General features: G+C 52.7%; 19 protein-coding genes and 2 tRNA genes. 15 read left to right on the forward strand and 6 right to left on the reverse strand.

The genetic code is table 11. The features are described 5' to 3' along the window. Positions 1 to 51 precede the first annotated feature (51 nt). The 3 genes from HCG48_RS23475 to HCG48_RS23485 all read left to right on the forward strand — a co-directional run bounded on the left by HCG48_RS23475 (position 52) and on the right by HCG48_RS23485 (position 1,534). Positions 52 to 1,089 (forward strand): M42 family metallopeptidase, encoded by a 1,038-nt coding sequence (locus HCG48_RS23475; RefSeq protein ID WP_168571339.1) that lies wholly within the window; start codon positions 52 to 54, stop codon positions 1,087 to 1,089. Between the two features lie 146 nt (positions 1,090 to 1,235). After that, positions 1,236 to 1,308, forward strand: a tRNA-Glu gene (locus tag HCG48_RS23480). A gap of 153 nt (positions 1,309 to 1,461) precedes the next feature. Further along, positions 1,462 to 1,534, forward strand: a tRNA-Glu gene (locus tag HCG48_RS23485). A gap of 88 nt (positions 1,535 to 1,622) precedes the next feature. Here the strand turns inward: HCG48_RS23485 and HCG48_RS23490 are convergent. The 3 genes from HCG48_RS23490 to HCG48_RS23500 all read right to left on the reverse strand — a co-directional run bounded on the left by HCG48_RS23490 (position 1,623) and on the right by HCG48_RS23500 (position 5,070). Further along, entirely contained in the window at positions 1,623 to 2,804 is a 1,182-nt protein-coding gene (locus tag HCG48_RS23490) for an RtcB family protein (protein ID WP_168571340.1), read from the reverse strand. Between the two features lie 351 nt (positions 2,805 to 3,155). Beyond that, positions 3,156 to 3,800 carry an HAD-IA family hydrolase gene (locus HCG48_RS23495; protein WP_168571341.1) on the reverse strand — a complete coding sequence of 215 codons (645 nt, stop codon included), beginning with the start codon at positions 3,798 to 3,800 and terminating at the stop codon, positions 3,156 to 3,158. 46 nt (positions 3,801 to 3,846) lie between these two features. Beyond that, positions 3,847 to 5,070, reverse strand: coding sequence for an NAD(P)/FAD-dependent oxidoreductase (locus HCG48_RS23500; protein ID WP_168571342.1), 1,224 nt, complete (start codon positions 5,068 to 5,070; stop codon positions 3,847 to 3,849). A gap of 304 nt (positions 5,071 to 5,374) precedes the next feature. On the opposite strand from HCG48_RS23500, the gene HCG48_RS23505 reads away from it, so the two are divergent. The 3 genes from HCG48_RS23505 (at position 5,375) to trxA (ending at position 8,063) form a co-directional block, all read left to right on the forward strand. Further along, positions 5,375 to 6,403 carry a C39 family peptidase gene (locus tag HCG48_RS23505; protein ID WP_168571343.1) on the forward strand — a complete coding sequence of 343 codons (1,029 nt, stop codon included), beginning with the start codon at positions 5,375 to 5,377 and terminating at the stop codon, positions 6,401 to 6,403. A 227-nt stretch (positions 6,404 to 6,630) separates the two neighbouring features. Continuing rightward, positions 6,631 to 7,329: an NnrU family protein gene (locus HCG48_RS23510; RefSeq protein WP_168571344.1), complete on the forward strand. Its 699-nt coding sequence runs from the start codon at positions 6,631 to 6,633 to the stop codon at positions 7,327 to 7,329. Positions 7,330 to 7,634: 305 nt separating this feature from the next. Continuing rightward, positions 7,635 to 8,063 (forward strand): thioredoxin, encoded by a 429-nt coding sequence (gene trxA, locus HCG48_RS23515; protein ID WP_168571345.1) that lies wholly within the window; start codon positions 7,635 to 7,637, stop codon positions 8,061 to 8,063. Between the two features lie 489 nt (positions 8,064 to 8,552). Here the strand turns inward: trxA and HCG48_RS23520 are convergent, their stop codons facing one another. After that, entirely contained in the window at positions 8,553 to 8,813 is a 261-nt protein-coding gene (locus HCG48_RS23520; RefSeq protein ID WP_168571346.1) for a hypothetical protein, read from the reverse strand. Positions 8,814 to 8,890: 77 nt separating this feature from the next. On the opposite strand from HCG48_RS23520, the gene HCG48_RS23525 reads away from it, so the two are divergent. Next, on the forward strand, positions 8,891 to 10,960 hold the full coding sequence (locus tag HCG48_RS23525) for an NAD(P)H-quinone oxidoreductase subunit 5 (protein WP_168571347.1): 2,070 nt from the start codon (positions 8,891 to 8,893) through the stop codon (positions 10,958 to 10,960). 97 nt (positions 10,961 to 11,057) lie between these two features. Then, a complete protein-coding gene (locus HCG48_RS23530; RefSeq protein ID WP_168571348.1) occupies positions 11,058 to 12,629 on the forward strand; it encodes an NAD(P)H-quinone oxidoreductase subunit 4 in 1,572 nt (523 codons plus the stop codon). Positions 12,630 to 12,816: 187 nt separating this feature from the next. Here the strand turns inward: HCG48_RS23530 and HCG48_RS23535 are convergent, their stop codons facing one another. Beyond that, the gene (locus HCG48_RS23535) at positions 12,817 to 14,454 is read right to left on the reverse strand and encodes a Ycf46 family AAA ATPase (RefSeq protein WP_281362046.1); all 1,638 of its coding nucleotides are present in this window, start codon (positions 14,452 to 14,454) and stop codon (positions 12,817 to 12,819) included. Positions 14,455 to 14,864: 410 nt separating this feature from the next. Here HCG48_RS23535 and HCG48_RS23540 point away from each other — a divergent pair, with 410 nt between their 5' ends. The 7 genes from HCG48_RS23540 (at position 14,865) to HCG48_RS23570 (ending at position 21,728) form a co-directional block, all read left to right on the forward strand. After that, positions 14,865 to 16,406, forward strand: coding sequence for a hypothetical protein (locus tag HCG48_RS23540; RefSeq protein ID WP_168571349.1), 1,542 nt, complete (start codon positions 14,865 to 14,867; stop codon positions 16,404 to 16,406). 72 nt (positions 16,407 to 16,478) lie between these two features. Next, positions 16,479 to 17,255: a transporter gene (locus tag HCG48_RS23545; protein ID WP_246260177.1), complete on the forward strand. Its 777-nt coding sequence runs from the start codon at positions 16,479 to 16,481 to the stop codon at positions 17,253 to 17,255. A gap of 282 nt (positions 17,256 to 17,537) precedes the next feature. Continuing rightward, complete coding sequence (locus HCG48_RS23550) at positions 17,538 to 17,762, forward strand: PepSY domain-containing protein (protein WP_246259728.1); 225 nt, start codon at positions 17,538 to 17,540, stop codon at positions 17,760 to 17,762. 248 nt (positions 17,763 to 18,010) lie between these two features. Further along, entirely contained in the window at positions 18,011 to 18,709 is a 699-nt protein-coding gene (gene rppA / locus HCG48_RS23555; RefSeq protein ID WP_168571352.1) for a two-component system response regulator RppA, read from the forward strand. 238 nt (positions 18,710 to 18,947) lie between these two features. Then, positions 18,948 to 20,330 carry a two-component system sensor histidine kinase RppB gene (rppB, locus tag HCG48_RS23560; protein ID WP_168571353.1) on the forward strand — a complete coding sequence of 461 codons (1,383 nt, stop codon included), beginning with the start codon at positions 18,948 to 18,950 and terminating at the stop codon, positions 20,328 to 20,330. Between the two features lie 70 nt (positions 20,331 to 20,400). Then, the gene (locus HCG48_RS23565) at positions 20,401 to 20,736 is read left to right on the forward strand and encodes a hypothetical protein (protein WP_168571354.1); all 336 of its coding nucleotides are present in this window, start codon (positions 20,401 to 20,403) and stop codon (positions 20,734 to 20,736) included. After that, on the forward strand, positions 20,733 to 21,728 hold the full coding sequence (locus tag HCG48_RS23570) for a F510_1955 family glycosylhydrolase (protein WP_168571355.1): 996 nt from the start codon (positions 20,733 to 20,735) through the stop codon (positions 21,726 to 21,728). The genes HCG48_RS23565 and HCG48_RS23570 overlap by 4 nt, the downstream gene beginning before the upstream one ends. Positions 21,729 to 21,747: 19 nt before the next feature. On the opposite strand, the gene HCG48_RS23575 is transcribed toward HCG48_RS23570, so the two are convergent. Beyond that, positions 21,748 to 22,152, reverse strand: coding sequence for a hypothetical protein (locus tag HCG48_RS23575; protein WP_168571356.1), 405 nt, complete (start codon positions 22,150 to 22,152; stop codon positions 21,748 to 21,750). Positions 22,153 to 22,843 lie beyond the last annotated feature (691 nt).

Below are 22,843 nucleotides of genomic sequence, written 5' to 3' on the forward strand. Positions count from 1 at the left end.
GCTGTTGATGTTTATTTTATAAACAGTCTCTAAAAGCTAAAATCTAAAATCATGACCCACGATCGCCTATTCCAGCTCATTGAAGAACTCGTCTTGCATCACTCTCCCAGTGGGGTCGAAACCGAAATCGATAACTTACTCCTGCGCCGTTTTCAAGCATTAGGTTTAGACACGTGGCTGGATGAAGCAGGAAACGCGATCGCCAAAATACCCGGTCGAAATCCGCAACGGGCGATCGCCATTACGGGACATAAAGACGAAATTGGGGCGATCGTCAAAAGTCTCGGACCCGACGGACGCCTCGAAGTTCGCAAACTTGGCGGAACCTTTCCTTGGGTTTACGGCGAAGGGGTCGTCGATATTTTAGGCGATCGCCAAACCCTCAGTGGTATTCTCAGCTTCGGATCCCGTCACATTTCCCACGAATCGCCCCAAAAAGCCCTCCAACAAGACATTGCCCTCCGTTGGGAAGATGCTTGGGTCGAAACCAAATGCACCGCCGCCGAGTTACACGCCGCCGGGGTTCGTCCCGGAACCCGCGTCGTCGTCGGGAAACACCGCAAACGCCCGATCCGCCTCAAAGACTACATCGCCAGCTACACCCTCGATAACAAAGCCTCCGTCGCCATCCTCTTGCAACTCGCCGAACGAGTCAAACATCCCCCCGTCGATCTCTACTTAGTCGCCTCCGCCAAAGAAGAAGTCGGCGCCCTCGGCGCCCTATATTTCACCAATCGCCATCGCCTAGACGCCCTCATCGCCCTCGAAATTTGTCCCCTCGCCCCGGAATATCCCATCGAAGACGGCGACGCCCCAGTGTTGCTGTCCCAAGACGGTTACGGCATTTACGACGAAGGCTTAAACGCCGAAATTCGCGCCGCCGCCGATCGCGCCGCCATTCCCCTACAATTGGCTGCGATTAGTGGTTTTGGCAGCGATGGATCCATCGCCATGAAATTCGGTCACGTCGCCCGCGCCGCCTGTCTGTCCTTCCCCACTCAAAACACCCACGGCTACGAAATCGCTCACCTCGGGGCGATCGCCCATTGCACTCGCATCCTCGAAAGCTGGTGCGAAACCGCCTCTTAATTTGGCATTCACCCAGCTAGAACGCTTAAAATCCTTGTCCGGCCTAGCTTTGAGCGAAGCGAACCCAAAAAATTCAAAAAAATTCCCGCTCGGGTGTTGACAACTGAATTTTATTCAGTTACCTTAACAAAGGTGCTGAAACACAAGCCCCCATCGTCTAGAGGCCTAGGACACCTCCCTTTCACGGAGGCGACGGGGATTCGAATTCCCCTGGGGGTACTTGAAACATTTCAGCATCGCTAAAGGCGCTTCCCACCGGGAGCGCCTTTTTCAGTGGGGATCCAATCAAAAATCCCAATCCTAAAAAAAAGCAAAAAAAAGTTTTGACATTTCCGAAATTTTCCGTTAGTGTAAAAGACGTGGCAAAGACAGGCCCCCATCGTCTAGAGGCCTAGGACACCTCCCTTTCACGGAGGCGACGGGGATTCGAATTCCCCTGGGGGTACTAAGCCACAAAAAGAAGACATCCAGTTTTGGGTGTCTTCTTTTTTTCTTCTTTTTTTTGGAAGGAGAAAGCAGGAGGTCTCCCAGCTTCAGCCTTTCACGCACAACACCTGTTTGAGAGTGGCGACGACTTCGACTAAATCGGACTGCTGGGCCATGACCCGATCGATGGGCTTGTAGGCGCCGGGAATTTCATCGATGACGCCTTTATCTTTACGACATTCTACCCCGTCGGTTTGAGCAACGAGATCGTCGAGGGTGAAAGATTTTTTCGCTTTGCTGCGCGACATCAGGCGTCCGGCGCCGTGGGAACAAGAGCAGTAACTTTCGGCATTACCTTTCCCTTTAACGATGTAAGATTTCGCCCCCATCGAACCGGGAATAATACCGTAGTCGTTTTCTCGGGCGCGTACGGCGCCTTTTCGGGTGACGTAGACTTCGCGATCGAAATGAACCTCTTTCTCGGCGTAGTTGTGGTGACAGTTAACCACGAGTTTCGGTTGGAGGGGTTTGCCACCAGCGACCTGTTGTTCGACAATCCGCTTGAGGCGGTCCATCATTACTTTGCGGTTGAAGCGGGCGTAATCTTGCGCCCACTGCAAATCGCGCCAGTAGGCGTCAAACTCGGGAGTCTTGGCGACGAAGTAAGCCAAATCGCGATCGGGAAGCTCGATCTGAGCTAATTTCGCTAGCTCTTTGGCGGTATCGATATGATATTGGGCGAGCATGTTGCCGATATGACGGGAACCGGAGTGCAACATTAACCAAACGTTGTTGTCTTCGTCGAGACAGATTTCGATGAAGTGGTTACCGCCGCCGAGGCTTCCCATTTGTTTGAGGGCTTTACCTTCGAGACGGGCGACGCCGCGATGTAGATCTTTGAATTGGCGCCATCCCATCCAATTGGTCACGGAGGTTTCGACGTTTTTGTTTTCGTTGAAGCCGACGGGAATCGCGGCTTCGATCTGTTGGCGAATGGTTTTGAGTTTGCCGTCGAGACGATCGCCTGTAAACGGCATTTGTAGTGCCATCATGCCACAACCGATATCGACGCCGACGGCGGCGGGAATCAAGGCTTCTTCCGTAGCGATGACGGAACCGACCAGGGCGCCTTTACCGAGGTGAACGTCGGGCATGAGGGCGACGTGTTTGAAGACGAAGGGTAAGGAGGCCACATTTTGGGCCATTTTCGATTCGAGATCGCCGAGTTGGTGTCCGGCCCAGGAGAGAACCGGACTGGGGGTTTTTAAGTTGAGGGTTTCGTAAGACATGAGAACGGTGGAGAGTTGAGATTTTAGATTTTAGATTTTCTATGGTTGGGGTGGGCTTGGCGCGATCGCTCATTCACCGTGAGGACGATCTCATCACAGCCTCGATAAGGTTTATAGGTGATTTTACTCCCTTAGAATTTAGGCCGATCGCCGCCCGCGTCCGCGACTATTTTTGTAGTTTTTCATCATTTAAATTATCCAGGTCACATTAATACTACATTTATAATACACGATTCATACAAAAAGAGCCATCCGATCGCCGTGCGATCGCCAATGGCTCCACAATCGAGGATCTAAAATCTAAAATCTAAAATCTAAAATCTAAAATCTAAAATTCCCACAACTCCTCCCTCACTGGCGATCGAGCCAAATGGCGTGCAGTCCCGCCGCTTTAGCCCCTTCGTAATCTTCTTTATAACTATCGCCGATATGCCATGCCCGTTCGGGCTGACAGTCGTGTTTGCTCAACGCCACCTCGAAAATTTGGCGATCGGGCTTGGCGGCGCCGACTTCCGTGGACAGAGTAACCGAGGTAAAGAAATCGTCTAAATCGAGGGCTTGGAGGACGCGATAAAGCCGGGAGTCAAAATTAGAGAGAATCCCGAATTGAGTAGAACTTCCTTTCAAGCGTTCTAAAGTCCGGGGAACGTCGGGATAGACGAACCAGGGTTCAGCCGTAGCGAAATAAGCGAAAAGTTGCTTGAAAAACTCTTGAAAATTAGAAAATTGCTCGAACGCACCGATACGCTGAAACGTCGTCATCGAAATCGCTTCCCACCATTCAAACTCTAACTGGGGAATTTGGCTGGGTTCGGCGTCGGGAAAAGCGGGGGGAGTCGAGGCGCGGAAACTTTCGGTAAAAGCGCGATCCAGGCGCTGGGAATCGACGGTAACGCCGTAATCGCGGGCTAAACGGGCGTAAGTTTCGCCGACAGTCCCGCGAACGGCAAACAGGGTACCGACGGCATCGAAAAAAATAACTTGAGGCGCGTCCATGGGTCAGTTGTGAGAAATCAAAAAGGGGCGAATAGGGAGGAACAGATTAATCGAGAGAAGAAACCGTGGCGCGGGTTTTAGCGATCGCCTCGCGCAGAGGTTGGGTCATCCAATTAAACGCAACTTTGAGCTGGTGGTCGAGGGTGGGTAAGCGATAGAGATACGCCAAACGACGGAAAACCACTGCCGCCTGACCGTCGATTTTGACTCCCAATCCGGTTAAGGTAGCGTTTTCGAGTCCTAACGTCATCATTTCGCCGAGATTTTGATATTTAAACGGCAGTAGGGGGCGATCGCTCATCGAAGCCCAGACATTCCACGCCACATAATCCGCTTGTTGGATCGCCACTTGCGCCGTGGCGGGGACGCTTTGACCGCTTGCGTCGTGACCGTCAGCCAGATCGCCGAGGGCAAAAATCTCCGGGCGATCGATCGCCTGTAACTCAGGAGTGACGCGCACTTGACCCCGTTGATTTTTCGCCAAATCCAGAGCGGCGATCGCCGGGGCTACCTTCGTGCCTACCGTCCACAAGACCACATCCACCGGGATTTCGTCGAGTTTACCTTTGTAGAGTAACGAAATCGTTTGCGGTCCGATCGCCTCGACCGTCGTTTCTAAATCGATCCAGATCCCGCGTTCGTCGAGGGCAGCTTTAGCCGTATTGCGGTTAAACTCCGTCGCCGCATTGAGAATGCGATCGCCTTGTTCTACCAGGCGCAAGCGACCCCGTTCGCCGAGGCGATCGGCCAATTTGCACGCCAATTCAACCCCACTGTACCCCGCGCCGACGACCGCCACCCGAATTTTATCTTTCTCCGACGCTTCCAACAGGCGCAACCGTTCTTCGAGGCGGTACGCATCGTCAATCGTGCGAAACGGCAAAGCATATTCGCGACTACCGGGAACGAGATCCACCGGAGTTTCGCCGCCTAATGCCAGAACGAGGCGATCGTAAGGTAACTCGACATCTTCGAGGAGGCGAACGCGGCGATTGTCCAGATCGATTCCCGCGACTGTCCCCTGATGAAAGTGCACGTTGGTATGGGACAGCAGTTCCGAAAACGGGGGCGCAATTTCCCAGGTTTGCAATTCCCCAGAAATTAATTCGTACAGCAACGGGGCAAACAAAAACCGATCTCGACTGTCGATGAGAACGATCTCGGGTTTGTCCGATGGACTCCAAGGAAGCTGATGCAGGCGCAAAGCCGAGTATAACCCGCCAAAGCCCCCTCCCAGGATACAAATTCGCCGCGTAGTCTCTTGGGTCATAATTACGTCACAAAGCCTTGCCAGCACGATCGTCTCTTCCAAGATAGCAGGGCGATCGCTACCCGTAGGGCTGGAGTAAAAGGAGGGTTGGAGAGGGGGCGATCGCCTCATCCGACCCCAACGGCGAGCCCAACCTAGAGCAAATTTGGGATTTGACTCGCACCCGTTCGGAGGATCCCCCGAAAAATGCCCTCCACGAAGCTGATGCTGGCAATTGTGCCCATTCAGTGAAAATCGAGCCGTCTAAAGTGGAACGCTCGTGCCAAAATAAGGGTGTTATTTTTGCCCATTCTTAATTTACAAGATGGCTCAGCTCAAAGACATTGACCGCATTTCCTCTCTGAGCGCCGTTGCGCTCGACGAGAGTCTCACTCGCGAGATCCAGCAGCAATTGATCGAGTTAAAAATTCTCGATCCGCCCGTCGATGGCATTTTGGGACCTCTAACCACTGCGGCTTACCATCGCTTCCAAATTATCGCCGGGATTAAAGGGGAAGAGAATGCTCTCGGGCCGAGAACCGCTCGGGGTCTACTCGGAGCCAATCCGGATACGTTTCCTCGCAGCGCGATCGCCATCCGTGCGGTTAGAAATACCGTTTTTAAGCTAAGACCCTTACAATCAACCGATCTCAAACCCGAAGAACGTCTCGAAGTCAAAGACGGCGAGGGTTTTGTTTTAACCGATTACGAAGCAGGTCACCGCAGTCACTACCGCATTACTGTCAAGGAACCGATTAATAAAAGTTACGTTTGGTATGCCTTCGACCAACATGTCGAAATCCTTGAAAATGATAAGTTAGTCGCTACGCCATCGTACAAGCCGAAATCGGTTCAGCTCAACGTGCCGTATAAGTCCCAAAATGACAACTGGTACAATCCCGGCGGCTCTTGCAATGTCACTTCGATCGCCATGTGTCTCGAATATCTGGGGGTTCCCAGATATGACTATCGCTTTAGCCAGTTTGAAGACGAGTTGTATCAGTGGTGTCTCGATCGCGGCTACAGTCGTCACAGTCCGGAAGATTTAGCCCGGGTCGTCCGCGACTACCGCCGCCGCGACGATTTTACCTACTGGGGGACGATCGAACGCTGTAAGGAACACCTGCGCGGTGGCAATCCTTGCGTGATTCACGGCTATTTCACCAGTTTCGGTCACATCATTGTTTTGGTCGGGTTTGACGACAACGGTTTTATCGTCCACGACCCTTATGGAGAATGGTTCCCCACGGGTTACGATCGCTGGCGATCGGGCGCCAATCTTCACTATTCTTACAATCTGATTAGCCGTCTGTGTATTGACGATCAGTTCTGGGTTCATTACATCAGCCGTTAGGATCGATCGTCCAGACCGAACCGACGCGATTGGCCAGGATAAGTTTTAACTCGGGCTAGGACTCGGACTTATCCCGGCGATCGCCCGGCGTAGGGAGTAGAATATCGTTCGGCGATCGGTCAACCCCTTAAGAATTCTTCACTCCTCTCTCCCTCTACTTCTTAGCTTGCTGTGGAGGCGGGCAAGATGTCCGCCCCACGGATTTCTCAGTCCTGATTTTCCCCCTCATGAGTAATAGCCATTTGATTATCTTGGGCCTCCTGTTATTGTTTGCGATCGCCCATAGCGGTTTAGCCGCCTTACGCCCAAAAGGAGAAAAGATCCTCGGTCCGAGACTGTACCGGATTGGCTTTGCTTTAGTCAGTTTGCCCCTCGCGGTTATCTTAATTATCTATTTCTTCAATCACCGTTACGACGGCGTGCAGTTGTGGCAATTGCAAGGAGTTCCGGCGGTCCAACCGATCGTTTGGATTTTATCGGCGATTTCCTTTTTCTTCCTCTATCCGGCGACCTTCAACCTCCTCGAAATTGCTGCCGTCGCCAAACCCGAAGTTCACCTTTACGAAACCGGGATCGTCAGAATTTGCCGACATCCGCAAATGGTCGGTCAGGTGATTTGGTGTATTGCTCATACCTTATGGATCGGTAGTAGTTTTACCCTAGTCACCTCCTTGGGATTGGTACTACATCACCTGTTCGGCGTCTGGCACGGCGATCGCCGCCTGGGCGCCCGCTACGGCGAAGCCTTTGAAGCGGTCAAAGCGCGTACCTCGATCGTCCCCTTTTTAGCGATCGCCCAAGGACGGCAAACCTTAGAGTGGAAAGAATTCATCCGTCCCGCCTATCTCGGCGTCACCGGGTTTATCGCCTTACTTTGGTGGGCCCATCCCCTGTTACTACGAGCGACCGCCAGCGTTCCCTGGTAAGGGTCTCGCCGAAGTGGGGTGCGAGGCGCTGCTCTAGGGGCGTTCGCCGCGCGATCGGCCAGTTTCCACTGAGGGCTTAAATGTTGCTACTTTGTGCAAACTCTGCATGGATTGAAGGCAGAATTTTCGCGAGAAAATTAAAAAGATCTCGCGAAAATTCTGCCCTCGCTCTCCGGACAAAATTTATGACCAACCCCGATAAAAAACTACATAAAATTGGTACCCTGGAATCACTCAAGCGATCCCAAATCGAGGTAGCATGATCCCGGTATCGATCTGAAAAAACGATTCAACATCGAGGGATCATGGTATTGTCGGTTAACGAGCAAACGTTTAAAAAAGAAGTTTTAGAAGCAACCTCCCTAGTTTTGGTTCATTTTTGGGCTCCGTGGTGCGGTCCGTGCCGGATGATCGAGCCGATCTTGAGTGCGTTCGAGCAAGAATGGGGAGAAAAGCTCAAGATCGTCGGAATTAATGCAGACCTCAACTTAAAGCTCGCCAGTGCTTATCGGTTGAGTACCTTGCCCACCTTGATTCTGTTCGATCGCGGTCAAATCGTGCATCGCGTCCAAGGATTGCAAAACCGCGACGAGTTATATGACGCCGTGCGTTCCTTCGTGACGCTCGATCGCTTTGCCCGTCGGCCCGAGTCGGTCTCGGAGGTCGCGCAGGAGGGACTCGGCGAAACGATCGCCCCCGGTTCGCTCCCCAATTTAGTCAGCACCCCGCTCTAAAGAGACGGGGCTTCGTGCCTCTCCTTTAGTAGGGGCGTTTCGCGAAACGTAGGTAGGGGCGTTTCGCGAAACGCCCCTACCCAGCCTAAACCCTTCGAGGGCTACGTTATCGGTAAGGGTTAAAGTTCCTACCTTGGGATCCGTCGCCAGTCCCCTGCTCTAGAACCAAGCCGTTAAACCGTCGTACTAGGGGTAAGACCGTGCGGTTTGGAAAGTACCGACCGATAACATTGGCGAGGCGCTATGACGCCGTGTACTTTAGGTGGCTCCGGCTCACAGGAGCGAGGGAAAAGTGCACCTCTTTTTGCTCCCCCACGAGGGGACGGCGATTAAAACCGCCCGTGTCGTTTTTCCTCCCTGCGCTAAAGCGACAGGGTTTCCAAACAAGAGCGAAGATTTTCCGTGAACATTAGTGCTTAGTCCCCGACCAAACCTCAGTAATAAATGCACTAAGATTGACAAGCTCTCCAGGTTAGTGGTTCGGAAACGTCAGGGGTCTGTCTTTTCACCCTCCCGATCTCGCTGTCGAACTCGACTCGCTTCGAGTTCGACGAGGTAGGCGTCCGCTCTCAATAAGTCCCGAGATGCCACTAGAGATGAGATGGCAACGTTAACCCCACCCAGTCTCAATTGGGGTGGGGTTCTTAACGCCAGGCGATCGCGATCCCGAATGCCGACAACTGACAAACTGACGAGTAACTTCTGACTGACGAGATCCCAGCCCCAGACAACCGTTCGCAGGATTTCCAACTCCCGACTGCCGAGTGTGTGTCAAAATGTTAACGATTCCCCGTACTAAATAAAGAAGTATTAACTAGGCATCAGAGATGGAAGCAATCTATCAGTATGCCTGGCTGATTCCAGTCCTGCCATTGGCAGGAGCGATGCTGGTCGGTCTAGGTCTGATTTCTTATAACCAAGCGACAAATCGCCTCCGGCAAATCAACGCCATTGCGATCGTGTCCCTTTTGGGTATGTCTACAGTCTTGTCTTTCGCCTTACTGTGGAGCCAAATTCAAGGACACGAACCGTACCTTCGCACCCTCGAATGGGCGGCAGCCGGAAATTTTCACCTGACGATGGGCTACACCATCGACCACCTGTCGGCCTTGATGCTAGCCGTAGTGACGACGATCGCCTTTCTGGTGATGGTCTACACCGACGGTTACATGGCTCACGACGGCGGCTACGTGCGGTTTTATGCGTACTTGAGCCTATTTAGCTCTTCGATGTTGGGGTTGGTCATCAGTCCCAACTTGGTACAAGTTTATATTTTCTGGGAACTGGTCGGCATGTGTTCCTACTTGCTGATCGGGTTCTGGTACGATCGCCAAGCGGCTGCCGATGCCTGTCAAAAAGCCTTCGTCGTCAACCGTGTCGGCGACTTCGGCTTGCTGTTGGGAATGCTCGGACTCTATTGGGCGACCGATAGCTTTGACTTTCAAATTATCGGCGATCGCCTCCAAGACCTGGTACAGTCCGGCAACCTCGGCGCCGGAATTGCCGCGATCTTCGCGATCTTGGTCTTCCTCGGTCCAGTTGCCAAGTCTGCCCAATTCCCCTTACACGTCTGGCTTCCCGACGCGATGGAAGGTCCGACGCCGATCTCGGCCCTCATTCACGCCGCTACCATGGTCGCCGCCGGAGTCTTCCTGATCGCCCGCATGTATCCGGTGTTCGAGCCGATCCCGGTGGTCATGGACACGATCGCCTGGACCGGATGCTTTACCGCCTTCCTCGGCGCCACGATCGCCCTGACCCAGAACGATATCAAAAAAGGACTCGCCTATTCCACCATTTCCCAACTCGGCTACATGGTCATGGCGATGGGGGTCGGCGCTTACGGCGCCGGACTGTTCCACCTGATGACCCACGCCTATTTCAAAGCGATGCTCTTCCTCTGCTCCGGTTCGGTCATCCACGGCATGGAAGGCGTCGTCGGTCACGACCCGATTCTCGCTCAAGACATGCGCTTGATGGGCGGCTTACGCAAATACATGCCGATTACCGCCGCCACCTTCGCGATCGGAACCCTCGCCATTTGCGGGATTCCTCCCTTCGCCGGATTCTGGTCTAAAGACGAAATCCTCGGCGCCGCCTTAGAAGCCAACCCGGCCCTGTGGCTGATCGGCTGGCTGACCGCCGGAATGACCGCCTTCTACATGTTCCGGATGTACTTCCTCACCTTTGAAGGCCCCTTCCGAGGCAACGAAACCCACATCCGCAAAGAACTGCTCGAAGAAGCCGCCAGCATGGAAGCCGAACCCGCCCTCGCCTTCGGTCCGGGCGCGATGGATCCGAAAGAACTCGAAAGCGGTCACGACAGTCACGGGCATCATAGTGAATTCCCGCACGAATCTCCCCTGACGATGACCCTTCCCTTGATGGCCCTCGCCGTTCCGTCGATCTTCATCGGTCTGTTGGGAATGCCGTTTGCCAACTACTTCGAGCAATTCATTCACGCCCCCAACGAAAGCCTCGCCGAAGTCCTCGAACATGCGGAAGAATTCGAGTTGAGTCACTTCGTGGTTGAAGCGGGCGCCTCGGTCGGCATCGCCTTAATCGGCATTACCGTAGCGTCGTTGATGTACCTCAGCCGCAAGATCGATGTCGGGGCGATCGCCGACAAAATTCGCCCCCTCTACAACTTCTCGCGCAACAAATGGTACTTCGACGAAATCTATAACTTGCTCTTCGTCATCGGTTCGCGCCGCTTGGCCCGTCAAGTCCTCGAAGTGGACTATCGCATCGTCGATGGCGCCGTCAACCTCACCGGATTGATCGCCGTCATTAGCGGTGAAGGCTTGAAATACTTCGAGAACGGACGCGCCCAATTCTACGCCCTGATCGTCTTTGTCGCCGTTCTTGGGTTGGTCATTCTCTCTGGAATCACCTAAAGTTGTTTCGGGTTCTTCGTTCGTTTTCGCGGCGAACCCCATTCCCCGGCGGACGGGGAACCTCGAACCGACGAACTATCATCCATCCTGAACACATATGGCTGATTTTCCCTGGCTGACAACTATTATTCTGTTACCGATCGCGGCGACCTTGCCCCTGCCGTTCTTGCCGGACAAAGACGGCAAAACGGTACGCTGGTACGCCCTGATCGTCGGGTTAATCGACTTTGCCTTAATCGTCTACGCCTTTTGCACCCAATACGAGCTGGGCAATCCAGACCTCCAACTTTTTGAAAGTTACTCCTGGGTCGCCCCCCTCGATCTGAATTGGTCCGTGGGCGCCGATGGCTTGTCGATGCCCCTGATTATCCTGACCGGGTTCATCACCACCCTGGCGATGCTCGCCGCGTGGCCCGTCACCCTCAAACCCAAACTGTTTTACTTCCTAATGCTGGCCATGTACGGCGGTCAAATCGCCGTGTTTGCCGTGCAGGACATGCTGTTGTTTTTCTTGGTTTGGGAACTGGAGTTAATCCCGGTTTACCTGCTGCTGTCGATTTGGGGCGGTAAAAAGCGCCTCTACGCAGCGACTAAGTTCATTCTCTACACCGCAGGGGGTTCCCTGTTTATCTTGATTGCCGCCTTGGCGATGGCCTTTTACGGCGATACGGTCACTTTCGACATGAGCGCGATCGCCGCCAAAGATTACGCCATTAACGCCCAATTGCTGCTCTACGCGGCCTTTTTCATCGCCTACGCCGTCAAGTTACCGATTTTTCCCTTACACACCTGGCTCCCCGACGCCCACGGCGAAGCGACGGCTCCCGTTCACATGCTCCTCGCCGGAATTCTCCTCAAAATGGGCGGTTATGCCTTAATTCGCATGAACGCCGGGATGCTCCCCGACGCCCACGCGATTTTTGCTCCCGTGTTAGTCATTCTCGGCGTCGTCAATATCGTCTACGCGGCGCTGACTTCCTTCGCCCAACGCAACCTCAAGCGCAAGATCGCTTATTCGTCGATTTCCCACATGGGATTCGTCCTCATCGGTCTCGGTTCGTTTACCGATTTGGGACTGAGTGGGGCCGTGTTGCAAATGGTCTCCCACGGGTTGATCGGGGCGAGTTTGTTCTTTATGGTGGGGGCGACTTACGATCGCACTCACACCCTGATGCTCGACGAAATGGGCGGCGTCGGTCAAAAAATGCGCAAGTCTTTCGCCATGTGGACGACCTGTTCCCTGGCGTCTTTGGCCCTGCCGGGAATGAGTGGTTTTGTGGCCGAATTGATGGTTTTTGTGGGATTTTCGAGCAGCGACGCTTACAGCACCCCGTTTAAGGTGGTCGTCGTCTTCTTGGCGGCGGTCGGCGTCATTTTGACCCCGATTTACCTCCTCTCGATGCTGCGCGAGATGCTCTACGGTCCGGAGAATAAGGAGTTGATCGAACACGAAGCTTTGGTCGATTCGGAACCGCGCGAGGTGTTTATTATCGCGTCGCTGTTGGTTCCGATTATCGGGATCGGCTTGTATCCGAAGTTGGTCACCCAGATTTACGATGCGACCACGGTGCAGTTGACCGCGAGATTGCGCGACTCGGTGCCGAGTTTGGGTAAGGGGACTTCGATCGCCTCGACCCCTTTACAAGCGCCCGCGATCGGCGATCGTTAGCTATCTTGTTCGCAACCATCCGATAGCACGAGGACAGGTGACCCCGCCTGTCCTTTCGTGTTTCTCGTTCGGTCTTTTTTTATGTTTTACTTGCAATTTCTAATGGCGAAATTTCCCCGATCGCCCACTCCCCATCCAACCCTCAATCTAAACTCTAAACTCCAAGTTTCTAAACTCCAAATTTCCCTCAATCCACCTCTAACGGACCGATCCCGCGATCGGGGACGTAGTGACTCATCTCTTGCACTAATTCCGTATCTTTAGACGCCGTTCGCGCCCCTGCTTCCGCCGCCCAATGCTTGAGATCTTCGATTTGGCTGCGCACGATCGCCGCAAGCGGAACTGTTTCCTCAATTGCGCGCAAGATATCTTCCGTGGAAAAATCCCGGCGTTGTCCGTTCTCCACCCGCGCGAACGCTCGATGCATTCCATCGACGATCGCCTGTTCGATTTCGGCGCCGCTAAAATTCTTCGCCTGAGTCGCCAGCAAAGCTAAATCGAATTCTCGCAAGCGCGACGGGCGCAATCGTTGCAAGTGTACTTTAAAAATTGCTTGCCGTTCCTCGAAATTGGGCAAATTAATAAAGAAAATTTCGTCAAATCGACCTTTTCGCAGTAACTCCGCAGGCAAAATTCGCACGTTGTTCGCCGTCGCCACGATAAACACCGGGGCGCTTTTTTCCTGCATCCAGGTAATCAACGACCCGAACACCCGGCGCGAAGTCCCCGAGTCCCCGTCGGTTCCACTGGAAATATTGCCGAAGGCTTTGTCGATTTCGTCGATCCAGAGGATACACGGGGCGATCGCCTCTGCAAGCTGGATCATCTGTCTCACTCGCGATTCACTTTCCCCGACAATTCCGCCGAACAGGCGCCCGCTATCCAACCGCAACAAGGGTAAACGCCATTCGTGGGCGATCGTTTTCGCCGAGAGGGACTTTCCCGTTCCCTGAATTCCCACCAGCAACACCCCTTTCGGATTCGGTATTCCGTAGCGCCGCGCCTCCTCGGTGAACACGTCCCGACGCATTCGCACCCACTGTTTTAAATTCTCCAATCCCCCCACGCTTTTGAGGGATTCTCGGGCGGTGAAAAACTCTAAAATCCCCGTCTGGCGGATAGTTTGGCGCTTCTCATCGAGCACCCCTTCGATGTCGGTTTCGTTGACTTCCTGTTTCGCCGCCAGCGCCAGGGCTAACACGCGCTGAATCCGGGCGCGACTCAATCCCTGACAGGCTTTCACCAGTTGTTCCCGCGCCACGGGGCTGAGTTTGAGCTTGTCCGGAGAGACGAGACGGGAGAGGAGATAGTCGATTTCCCGTTCGTTGGGGAGGGGAAAGTCGATGACGGTGACTTCTTCGCGCAGTTCCTCGGGGATGGCGAGCTCGTGACTGGTGAGAATGGCGGTTTTGCGCGATCGCTTTAACTCCCGGGTTAAGTTGCGCAATTCGCGCACTACCGGGGTATTACTACTGACGTGGGGGTTTTTTAAAATCGGGTGCAAGTCGCGCAGGACGAACAGGGTGTTATCTTGCGGCGGCGCCTTCGCCACCCGGTCTAACGCCGCCATCACCGACCCTTTCGCCGATCCGTTGTCACTCCAACCGCGCACTAAATCCCACCACAACAATTGTCGGCGATCGAGGCGTTTTGCCACTTGGGCGAGCACTTCTTCGACGGGTTCTTCTTCGACGGCGACGATATACAGCAAGGGATAGCGCGCCCGAATCATTAAATCCAGTCGGGAAATCAGGGGCGCGTGAGGACTGCTTTCACCGCCGAGTACGGCGTCGGAGGGGGTCGGGTTTTGGGGAGTTCGTTGCATTGAGGATCGGATGAAACCAATCCTATTGTAGGAACAGACCGGGGAAGTCAGGAATAGGAGCAATGGACGACTTTAGCGATCGCCCTCGACTGGATAGCGATCTCGATTGGTTAGTTGATGTTTCCATAGATGCAAGTTTGTTCGCTCGGTTGCGCGTGCAACACTACTGAGCAGATCTTTTAACTTGCTCGATTAATTTGCGAACGGTAAATACTTTAAAAGAGCATTTACCCAAACCTATATTCAATCAAATTAAATGAAGTGATTCCCATCATTTAAAACTTAACTTGAGTCGATTTTCAATCCGCCCACTTCATTGAAAACCCATTTCATCTCCATTTCATATTTATTTGTCAGAGTAAGAACAACTTGCCAAAGTTCCTCGATACCTTACTCCCGACAACAAACCGATGAAACCTCGAACTTCATGGCGTCGATGGGGTGCGATCGCCCTCAGTACCGTGTTAGCCTTAAGCTTAGGTAGCCGCGCGATCGCCGAACGACGCAACCTCGTTTCCCACCCGCGCACCCCCTACCGCCTCGCCTTCTACAACCGCCACAACCGTAGCTATCGTGTCGCCGGGGCGCTGCACTTCGCCCACAGCAAACTGCACGACGTTTTATTACTCACTCCCTTCAAAAATCACAGCGCCGAAGACGCCAAACTCTACGCCGAAATTATCGATTTTTACAACAATCCGCCGCGTATCGAACCCTCCATGGAACTGTACGCCCCCTACAGCGCCCGTGCAACTTGGCGGTTATTTCTCACTATCGATTCGATTCACCTCCTCCACGAGATGACCGAGGATATTATGTCCGATGCGGATATTCCTTGGAACCAGAAAGGAAAAGCCCTCTACGAAGCCTACGAATACTACAAATCCACCTATTCCGACATCGCCCTCAGTCCCGCGCCCCTAGATGTCACCATGCGCCGCGCCGCCGTGATGATGAAGCCCTACTTCAGCCTCACGCGCAACTACTATCCCCAATCGAATAACTTTTTCTATGCAGCACACTGGTGGCACCCCGCCGTTTACGAATCGATGATGGTCAGTGGGAACGACAGCGAACAGGACGCCACGATGCAACGGATGGAAGACTTATTTCAAGCGCAAGTCGTCCCCGACCCGCCATTGAGGATGATTTTATCCCGCGAAGGAATGCCGCGTTACAGTCGCCTCTCTCCGGAAACGGCGAACATTTTCGATAACCTGCACATGCTGCACGGGATTACATACGATATTTTCGCCTATGACGGATGGACTGTGGAAGAAAAACGCGCCGAACTCTATCGCGTTCTCGATGCAATGAGTTATCAGCCCGGAGATGAAAAATTGGTGCGTAAATTTACGACACCCAAGCCAGAAATTAACCCGTTAGTTTATGACCAGTGGGTGAAAAGTCCCGAAGGCGCGATGAGTCAGATGATGTTAGAAATGCTCGATGAAATGATGCCGATGATGGCGAATTCTTCTGGCGTACACGGACACCAGACTCACGCCAATAGGGAAACGTCGCAACCTCATGATTCCCACGATGAAGAGGGTGAAAATCATGACAACCATGACGGTCATCGCGGTCATGGGAATGATGAGAATCATCATCAAGATGACGATCGCGATCGTCAGGCTAACTCTAATCTTTCCGAGATGACAATGTCCGCAGAAATGCAGGAGATGCACGAGCAATTACGGACGCAATTAAAACTTAAGTTAACTCCCGGAATTCAAGAGGGCGAAATTCCCGGATCGTTTGCAGATGCAATGCACGCGATGATGCCAGGGATGGAGATGTCTTCTCATTCGATGAAGGCGGGAGAGTCCAATCCGAAGATGGTAGAAATGATGCTAGAAGGATGGCGTCAGAAATACGGAGATTTAGCGGATATTGAGGGAATTGATATGGAACGCGATCCGTCTCCCTCCGAGTTATCTCGTAGAGAGTAATTGCTTGAAATATCTTTCCTGTAAATTGGCTATAAATTCGGATTTGGGGAGTTATTTAAAACAGTGAAAAGCATGAAATCTCGGTTGTGGCCGATCGCGCCTTCCGTGCTGGCTATTTTAACGGGAGTAATCGCAGGATTGGGAATCTCAAAAGGGGCGATCGCTGCCGACCATCTTAACTTAGAGGAAGGACTTCCCGCCGAAGTCGAAGATGCGTATCCCCTCGGTTTTGGTGGCTTTGAATTTCAAGGAGTGTTCCATTACGATCGCGTTGAAGGTGAAGATATTTTTACCCTCGATCCTCGTTTAGAATGGGGTTTTGCTCGCAACTGGCAGGCAAAACTATCAGTTCCTGTCGTCCTCGGATCGGAAGAAAATGATATTGGCGATATCTCTGCAGAAGTTTTTTATAACTTTAATACGGAGACGTTAAGCACTCCGGCGATCGCCCTTTCCGCAAGTGCCGATTTCCCTACAGGTTCCGATAGTGAAGGTATCGATCCAACTTTAAAATTATTAGTCACAAAAAGTATTGGAACTGGCAACAATCTCGATCGCCTGCACTTAAATCTTGGTTGGACTTATAATAGCGAACAGCAAGATAACGAGCGGCAAAATGCTCTTTCGGTTGCATTAGGATACAGTCGTCGGTTGGGGTCGGAAACTATTTTAGTTTCGGATATTGTTTTCGAGCAGGAAAAAGAGGAAGATGCCGAAATATACTTAATCGAACTCGGCGTTCGTCACCAACTCTCTCCCCTCAATGTTTTAGCCATTGGCGCGGGAGTCGGACTCGGCGAAGAATCTCCTGATTTACGCATAACTGCAGGATTTCAACAGTCGTTTTAAAGCAAAGTCAAGTATTTTATCGCCGTTCTTAAAGTCCTTCTTTATCTCCTCCAATCTGTCATTTCTGTTGGGATAGGAATGACAGATTGCCAATCTTGTCGGTCAGAGGTTCTGACTCGAAGATTGTAACAATTTTTTAACTCACTGCATTTATTGTCCTCAGTTTCTGAGGTATGCTTCTGAGATATACTCGCTCAGCAGATTTATTGCAGTTGCTTTGGTGATATCGTGTTGATTAATAAAGCTAGATTGCGTCAATTGCATCGTACTCTAGCCCCCATCATGGTTTTTCCTCTTCTCCTGACTTTAATTACCGGATTTGCTTTTCAATTTGCCGCACTTAATGATAAAAGTAGCGAATTTCTCTGGTTACTCGATCTCCATCGCGGTAAATTTGGCAGAATTGATTTACAAATGATTTACCCTTTTCTTAATGGGCTGGGTTTATTAACTTTAGTGATGACTGGGGTATTGATGTGGTTGCAAATTCCACCGCGTCGAAGTTAATTCAATCAAATAAAGAGCAATTATCAACCATCGTTGTAACCCTAGAGAGATGAAATTTTAACCCGATTTTCCCCTAGATAAATGCGAGGTAGGTGGGTGAATTTTTTATGGTAATGATAGCTTAAATCGAAGGAGTAAAATGATAAAAATTAGACGGAATACTCGTTTTTTAGTTGAGAAAACTTGCAAGATGTCTGCACCACAGGTTTAATGCTTATGATTTTTGTATGTTTCTTTCTTGCTGTTATATGAAACTACTGTTAGTTGAAGATGAACCCGATCTCGGATCTGCGATTAAACGCACTTTAACTCAGGAGGCTTATGTTGTCGATTGGTTGCAAGATGGATGCGAAGCCTGGAGCTATTTAGAAACGGATTGGACGCAATATACTCTGGCTATTGTTGATTGGTTGTTACCGGGTTTATCTGGTTTGGAATTGTGCAAGCGATTGCGTCGCCAAAATAGTCCGTTACCCGTGCTGATGTTGACGGCGAAAGATACGGAAGCGGATAAGGTGGAAGGGTTGGATGCTGGCGCGGATGATTATTTAGTCAAGCCATTTGGGATGGCGGAGCTATTGGCGCGGTTGCGGGCGCTGCAGCGACGATCGCCTCAATTGCAAGTCCAACCTTTACAAGTGGGAAATCTAAGGTTGGATTACACCAAAAAATCGTTATTTTATCGGGAAAGTTCGGGAAAAGATCGCGAAATTTCGTTAACGAATAAGGAGTTTCAGTTATTGGAATATTTTATGCGCCATCCCAACCAAATTCTCGATCGCGATCGCATTTTATCCCAACTGTGGGAGGTCGGTGCAGAACCGGAAAGTAATGTGGTCGCCGCTCAAATTCGCTTGTTACGTCGCAAGTTATCTCAATGTCAATATCCGGAGTTTATTGAGACGGTTTATGGATTGGGGTATCGCTTCAATTCCGATCGCTGCTAATGGTTGACGATCGTGTTAATTTTTGTAAAAAATACGATTTTGTCGCGATTTTTTTGGTTTTGGCTCTTGTTTTTGACCGTCGCTTCTGGTAAAATTTTATATTATAATCGGGATCTTGACAAAAAAATTAAATTTAGTTATATCTCCATTATCTAAAATAATAGCATGAAATCAAGTTTTCCGCGCAAGAATTTTCCCTACTTTTTTAGCCACCAAGCGCCCTACAATCTACAATCCTATGAATCCCCATCCCTTATTCCAAAAAACGCGCTGGCGGTTGGCGTGTTGGTATGCCGGAGTTATGGGAATCATCTTGAGTTTGTCCGGGTTTGGGGTTTACGAGGCGATCGCCCACGCCCATCGGATGACCCTCGATCGCGAATTGGAATCGGTCGCGGGAACCTTGCACGACACCTTAGAAACGGTATTAGAAACTCCAGGACAGCTAGAAAGCGACGCCCTGAGATTTTTACCGGAACTGTGCCTGAGTGGGGTTTCGTGCGCGATCGCCCCCGGAAAAGAACCGATTCTCGGATCCCTGACCCAAAATCACTACTATTTGCGCCTGCTCGATCGGTCAGGAAGACCGATCGCCGTCGCCGGAGTGCTACCGGAAGGCTTGCAGATCCCGCCACCGCAGGTCCGATGGCAGACGATCGCCGATCCGACCGCGACGGGGCGCTATCACCAACTCTCACAAATGCTGCACACCCGCGACGGCCAAAATTGGGGATACTTGCAATTGGGGCGATCGCTCGAAGAATGGGACAACTACCTGCGGGCCGTCCGCATCGTCCTCATCCTCGGTTTACCCGTCGCCCTCGGCTTTACCGTCGTCGCCGGATGGATTCTCGCCGGAGTGGCGATGCAACCGATTTACCACTCCTACCGCCACATCCAACAATTTACCGCCGATGCGGCCCACGAACTGCGAACGCCCCTCGCCGCCATTCGCGCCACTGTCGAAACCACCTTGCGATCGCCCGTTTTGAACGAAAACGACGCCCGCGAAACCCTCAACAGCGTCGAACGGCAAAACCTGAGACTGTCCGCCTTAGTGACCGATTTACTGTTGCTCTCGCGACTCGATCGCCAACAAGCACCGGAAAAACGACAACGGTGCAGCCTCGACGACTCGATCTCCGACGTGGTCGAAGAACTCGCCCCGTTGGCGATCGCCGCCGAGGTGCAATTGCGCGCCCAATTCAACGGGGATCTCCCCTGTGACGTCTGGGGTCACGAATCCCAACTGTATCGAGTGCTGTCCAACTTGGTCGCCAATGCGATTCAATATACCCCCGCCGGGGGCGAAGTCGTCGTGAAGCTAGACAGTACCCCCCACTGGGCGATCGTCCGGGTCGTCGATACGGGAATCGGTATTCCTCCCGAACAACGAGGGCGCATTTTCGATCGCTTCTACCGGGTTCGCAACGATCGCTCCCGCCATACCGGAGGATCGGGATTGGGATTGGCGATCGTGCGGGCGATCGTTCAAAGTCACCAGGGGACGATCGACGTGGAAAGCGCCATCGGTCGAGGGAGTACCTTTACATTGAAATTACCCCGCGATCGCAAAACGGCGGCGATTTCATCGCAATTTCATCCTTGTTTGACAGAATAGAACTCAAGACATCGTCGGGGCGATCGCCAATTCCATTATTGTCCATCTTGGAAGCACCGACCGCAATCTCGTGAACACCGAATTCAAACCGTCTCCAATCCTTGCCCTGACTCTAGCAACGATCGCCTCGGGAGCGATCGCGATCCAGTCCCCCGAGGCGATCGCCCACGCCCCGAAATATCACCAGCGCTCTGAAAGTGAATCGAGTCCCTCGACCTCCCCTAAACCCGCATCCCAGAACGGATCCGAACCCTCTCAAGACCCGACAGCCACCGTCGCCAGCCCTCACTCACCACGGACCGAACAGGGGAACTTACACCCGGGATGGAAAGAATCGGTTTTGGGTCTCCTATTCGGCGGTTACGGTCTTTTAGTCTGGCTCAAACAGCACCTGCATCAACCATGAACCACTCTTGTTTCTTTCGGATCGCCCGCTCGACGGCGATCGCCCTGTTCGCCGGAACTCTTACCCTGGGATGTTCGCCACGTCCCGAACTGCAGACGTTTTATCCGGCGCCGATGCCTTCTCCCTCGGTCCCGGCGACGCCGACGCGATCGCCCGCCGAACTCGCAGCACTGACCCGCGCCCCCAACTGGCAGCAGGACAACCACGTTCACGCCCTCGGCGTCGATCCGGACAATCCCGAAGTTCTCTACATTGCCACTCATTACGGCTTGGTACGACGCAGCGAAGACGGACAGTGGTATTGGGTCGGCGACGATCGCTCGGATTATATGGGATTTGCCGTGGATCCGGGCGATCGCGACCGCTTTTATATGAGCGGACACCCGCCGACCGGAGGGAATTTGGGATTTCGAGTCACCGAGAATCGCGGTAAAGATTGGAAAACCGAGTCGATGTCCGGAGTAGATTTCCACGCGATCGCCGTCGCCCCGGCAGATCCGAAAACGATTTACGGATGGGCGACCTCCGGAGAAGTCGGCTTTTTCGTTTCCCGCGATCGCGGTCAAACCTGGACCGAACTGCGACCGATCGGCTTGGAAGAGATGCCCTTTAATTTAATCGTGGATCCCGCTCGCCCGGATCGGGTATTTGCTACGACCCGGGCGGGATTGTACCAAAGCAATAATAGCGGTCGCAACTGGGCGTTAGTCCCCAACACCGACACGGCGCCGATCGTCGGTCTCGCCGTTCTCGAAGACGGGACGGAAAGTACCCTCTACGGCTATCGCTTGCTCGACTCGGCTCCGGGACTGTATCGCAGTAACAATGGCGGTCAAACTTGGGAAACCTTCGGGGAAGGCATTGAAGGCATCGTCGTGCATTTGGTGCAGGCGCCGGGAAATTCCCAAATCCTTTATGCCGCGAACCAGGACAATGGTATCTTCCAATCGAGAGATCGCGGCGCCACCTGGACGGCGATCGCGACTCCCTAGCCACTGAGTCCCGATTGGGTTAACGGGAGGGCAACAGGTCTGCTCGATCGCCGCCCCGTGCTTGCACGCGCAACGGATCGAATCCAGGTCCGGCGATCGCCCGTGCGGGATCCGCGACCGACAGGCGATCGGCAACGGCGGGGGTCAGGGATTCGGAGATCGTGGTCTGTTCGACGAACGAGAGGCGATCGCGGCGATCGGGCAATGTTACGCTCCGAGAAGTCGGGAACGGGGAACGGTCAATCTCGCATTGCCCCGCCGGAGCGAAGGTGATGCGGGGAGAAAGGCGCTGTTCGGTTGTGGCGATCGGACGGATCTCGATCCGGATCTGAAGGGAGTGGCGGGACAATGCGGGTAAAAATAGAGTGGCCAGGACGATCGCGCTCGTACACAACGTCGCCTGGTACAGATTGCTCCAACTCATCCCCTTAGACCTCCATTGGGATGGCTTCATTGCTTCCATCCCCAATTGTTCCGATCTCGCGCCGCTAAATTCATCGGCATTTGAATAAAGTCTTGCTCAACGTTGACCGCCATCACCGATCTCGATCGAGCGGATCGAGTCTTATTTAAGTCAGTATATAACGCCTTTCGATCGGAAATCATCCCCGATTTCTTGGATTTTTGTAAAGTTTAGATGGCGATCGACCCGCAATTTTCGACCTCCTCCATCCAGGGCAATTACTAATCGATGGCGATCGCCCTTTTTCGGCGGCGCCCTAGTTATTTGGCCGTTATTTGGCCGTCGATGGCGCCGCGCGATCGACGGGAGCAAGGCCCGATTCCGTGAAATGGGGTCGAGTGACTGTAGGCAGATCGGGGAACTGTTACAATATTGAGCCGCGATCGCCCCTCTCCTAGGGCCACCCCCGGCCTTGAGGAAGGGCGAATTGCCACATCTTACATAAATTAGCTAACTTGAATGAGACATCGTTCAGGTTGATGGTAAAGATGGAATATTATATAGAAGTCCCCTCGATCGCATGTAGAGTTAACCGACAGAGGATTAGGGTCAGCACCCCGCTCTAAAGAGACGGGGCTTCGTCCCTCTCCTTTCGTAGGGGCGTTTCGCGAAACGCCCCTACCCAGCCTAAGCCCTTCAAGGGCTACGTTAT

Source organism: Oxynema aestuarii AP17 (genome assembly GCF_012295525.1).
In the GTDB taxonomy this organism is placed as follows: Bacteria; Cyanobacteriota; Cyanobacteriia; order Cyanobacteriales; family Laspinemataceae; genus Oxynema; species Oxynema aestuarii.

What these genes read in the sequence shown, in the direction of transcription:
- HCG48_RS23495 (WP_168571341.1), bottom strand. Translation starts at nt 3,800, where the DNA reads ATGGACGCGCCTCAAGTTATTTTTTTCGATGCCGTCGGTACCCTGTTT.
- HCG48_RS23505 (WP_168571343.1), top strand. Translation starts at nt 5,375, where the DNA reads ATGGCTCAGCTCAAAGACATTGACCGCATTTCCTCTCTGAGCGCCGTT.
- HCG48_RS23550 (WP_246259728.1), top strand. Translation starts at nt 17,538, where the DNA reads ATGGTTTTTCCTCTTCTCCTGACTTTAATTACCGGATTTGCTTTTCAA.
- HCG48_RS23540 (WP_168571349.1), top strand. Translation starts at nt 14,865, where the DNA reads ATGAAACCTCGAACTTCATGGCGTCGATGGGGTGCGATCGCCCTCAGT.
- trxA (WP_168571345.1), top strand. Translation starts at nt 7,635, where the DNA reads ATGGTATTGTCGGTTAACGAGCAAACGTTTAAAAAAGAAGTTTTAGAA.
- HCG48_RS23545 (WP_246260177.1), top strand. Translation starts at nt 16,479, where the DNA reads ATGAAATCTCGGTTGTGGCCGATCGCGCCTTCCGTGCTGGCTATTTTA.
- HCG48_RS23475 (WP_168571339.1), top strand. Translation starts at nt 52, where the DNA reads ATGACCCACGATCGCCTATTCCAGCTCATTGAAGAACTCGTCTTGCAT.
- HCG48_RS23510 (WP_168571344.1), top strand. Translation starts at nt 6,631, where the DNA reads ATGAGTAATAGCCATTTGATTATCTTGGGCCTCCTGTTATTGTTTGCG.
- HCG48_RS23490 (WP_168571340.1), bottom strand. Translation starts at nt 2,804, where the DNA reads ATGTCTTACGAAACCCTCAACTTAAAAACCCCCAGTCCGGTTCTCTCC.
- rppA (WP_168571352.1), top strand. Translation starts at nt 18,011, where the DNA reads ATGAAACTACTGTTAGTTGAAGATGAACCCGATCTCGGATCTGCGATT.
- HCG48_RS23575 (WP_168571356.1), bottom strand. Translation starts at nt 22,152, where the DNA reads ATGAGTTGGAGCAATCTGTACCAGGCGACGTTGTGTACGAGCGCGATC.
- HCG48_RS23535 (WP_281362046.1), bottom strand. Translation starts at nt 14,454, where the DNA reads ATGCAACGAACTCCCCAAAACCCGACCCCCTCCGACGCCGTACTCGGC.
- HCG48_RS23525 (WP_168571347.1), top strand. Translation starts at nt 8,891, where the DNA reads ATGGAAGCAATCTATCAGTATGCCTGGCTGATTCCAGTCCTGCCATTG.
- rppB (WP_168571353.1), top strand. Translation starts at nt 18,948, where the DNA reads ATGAATCCCCATCCCTTATTCCAAAAAACGCGCTGGCGGTTGGCGTGT.
- HCG48_RS23500 (WP_168571342.1), bottom strand. Translation starts at nt 5,070, where the DNA reads ATGACCCAAGAGACTACGCGGCGAATTTGTATCCTGGGAGGGGGCTTT.
- HCG48_RS23530 (WP_168571348.1), top strand. Translation starts at nt 11,058, where the DNA reads ATGGCTGATTTTCCCTGGCTGACAACTATTATTCTGTTACCGATCGCG.
- HCG48_RS23570 (WP_168571355.1), top strand. Translation starts at nt 20,733, where the DNA reads ATGAACCACTCTTGTTTCTTTCGGATCGCCCGCTCGACGGCGATCGCC.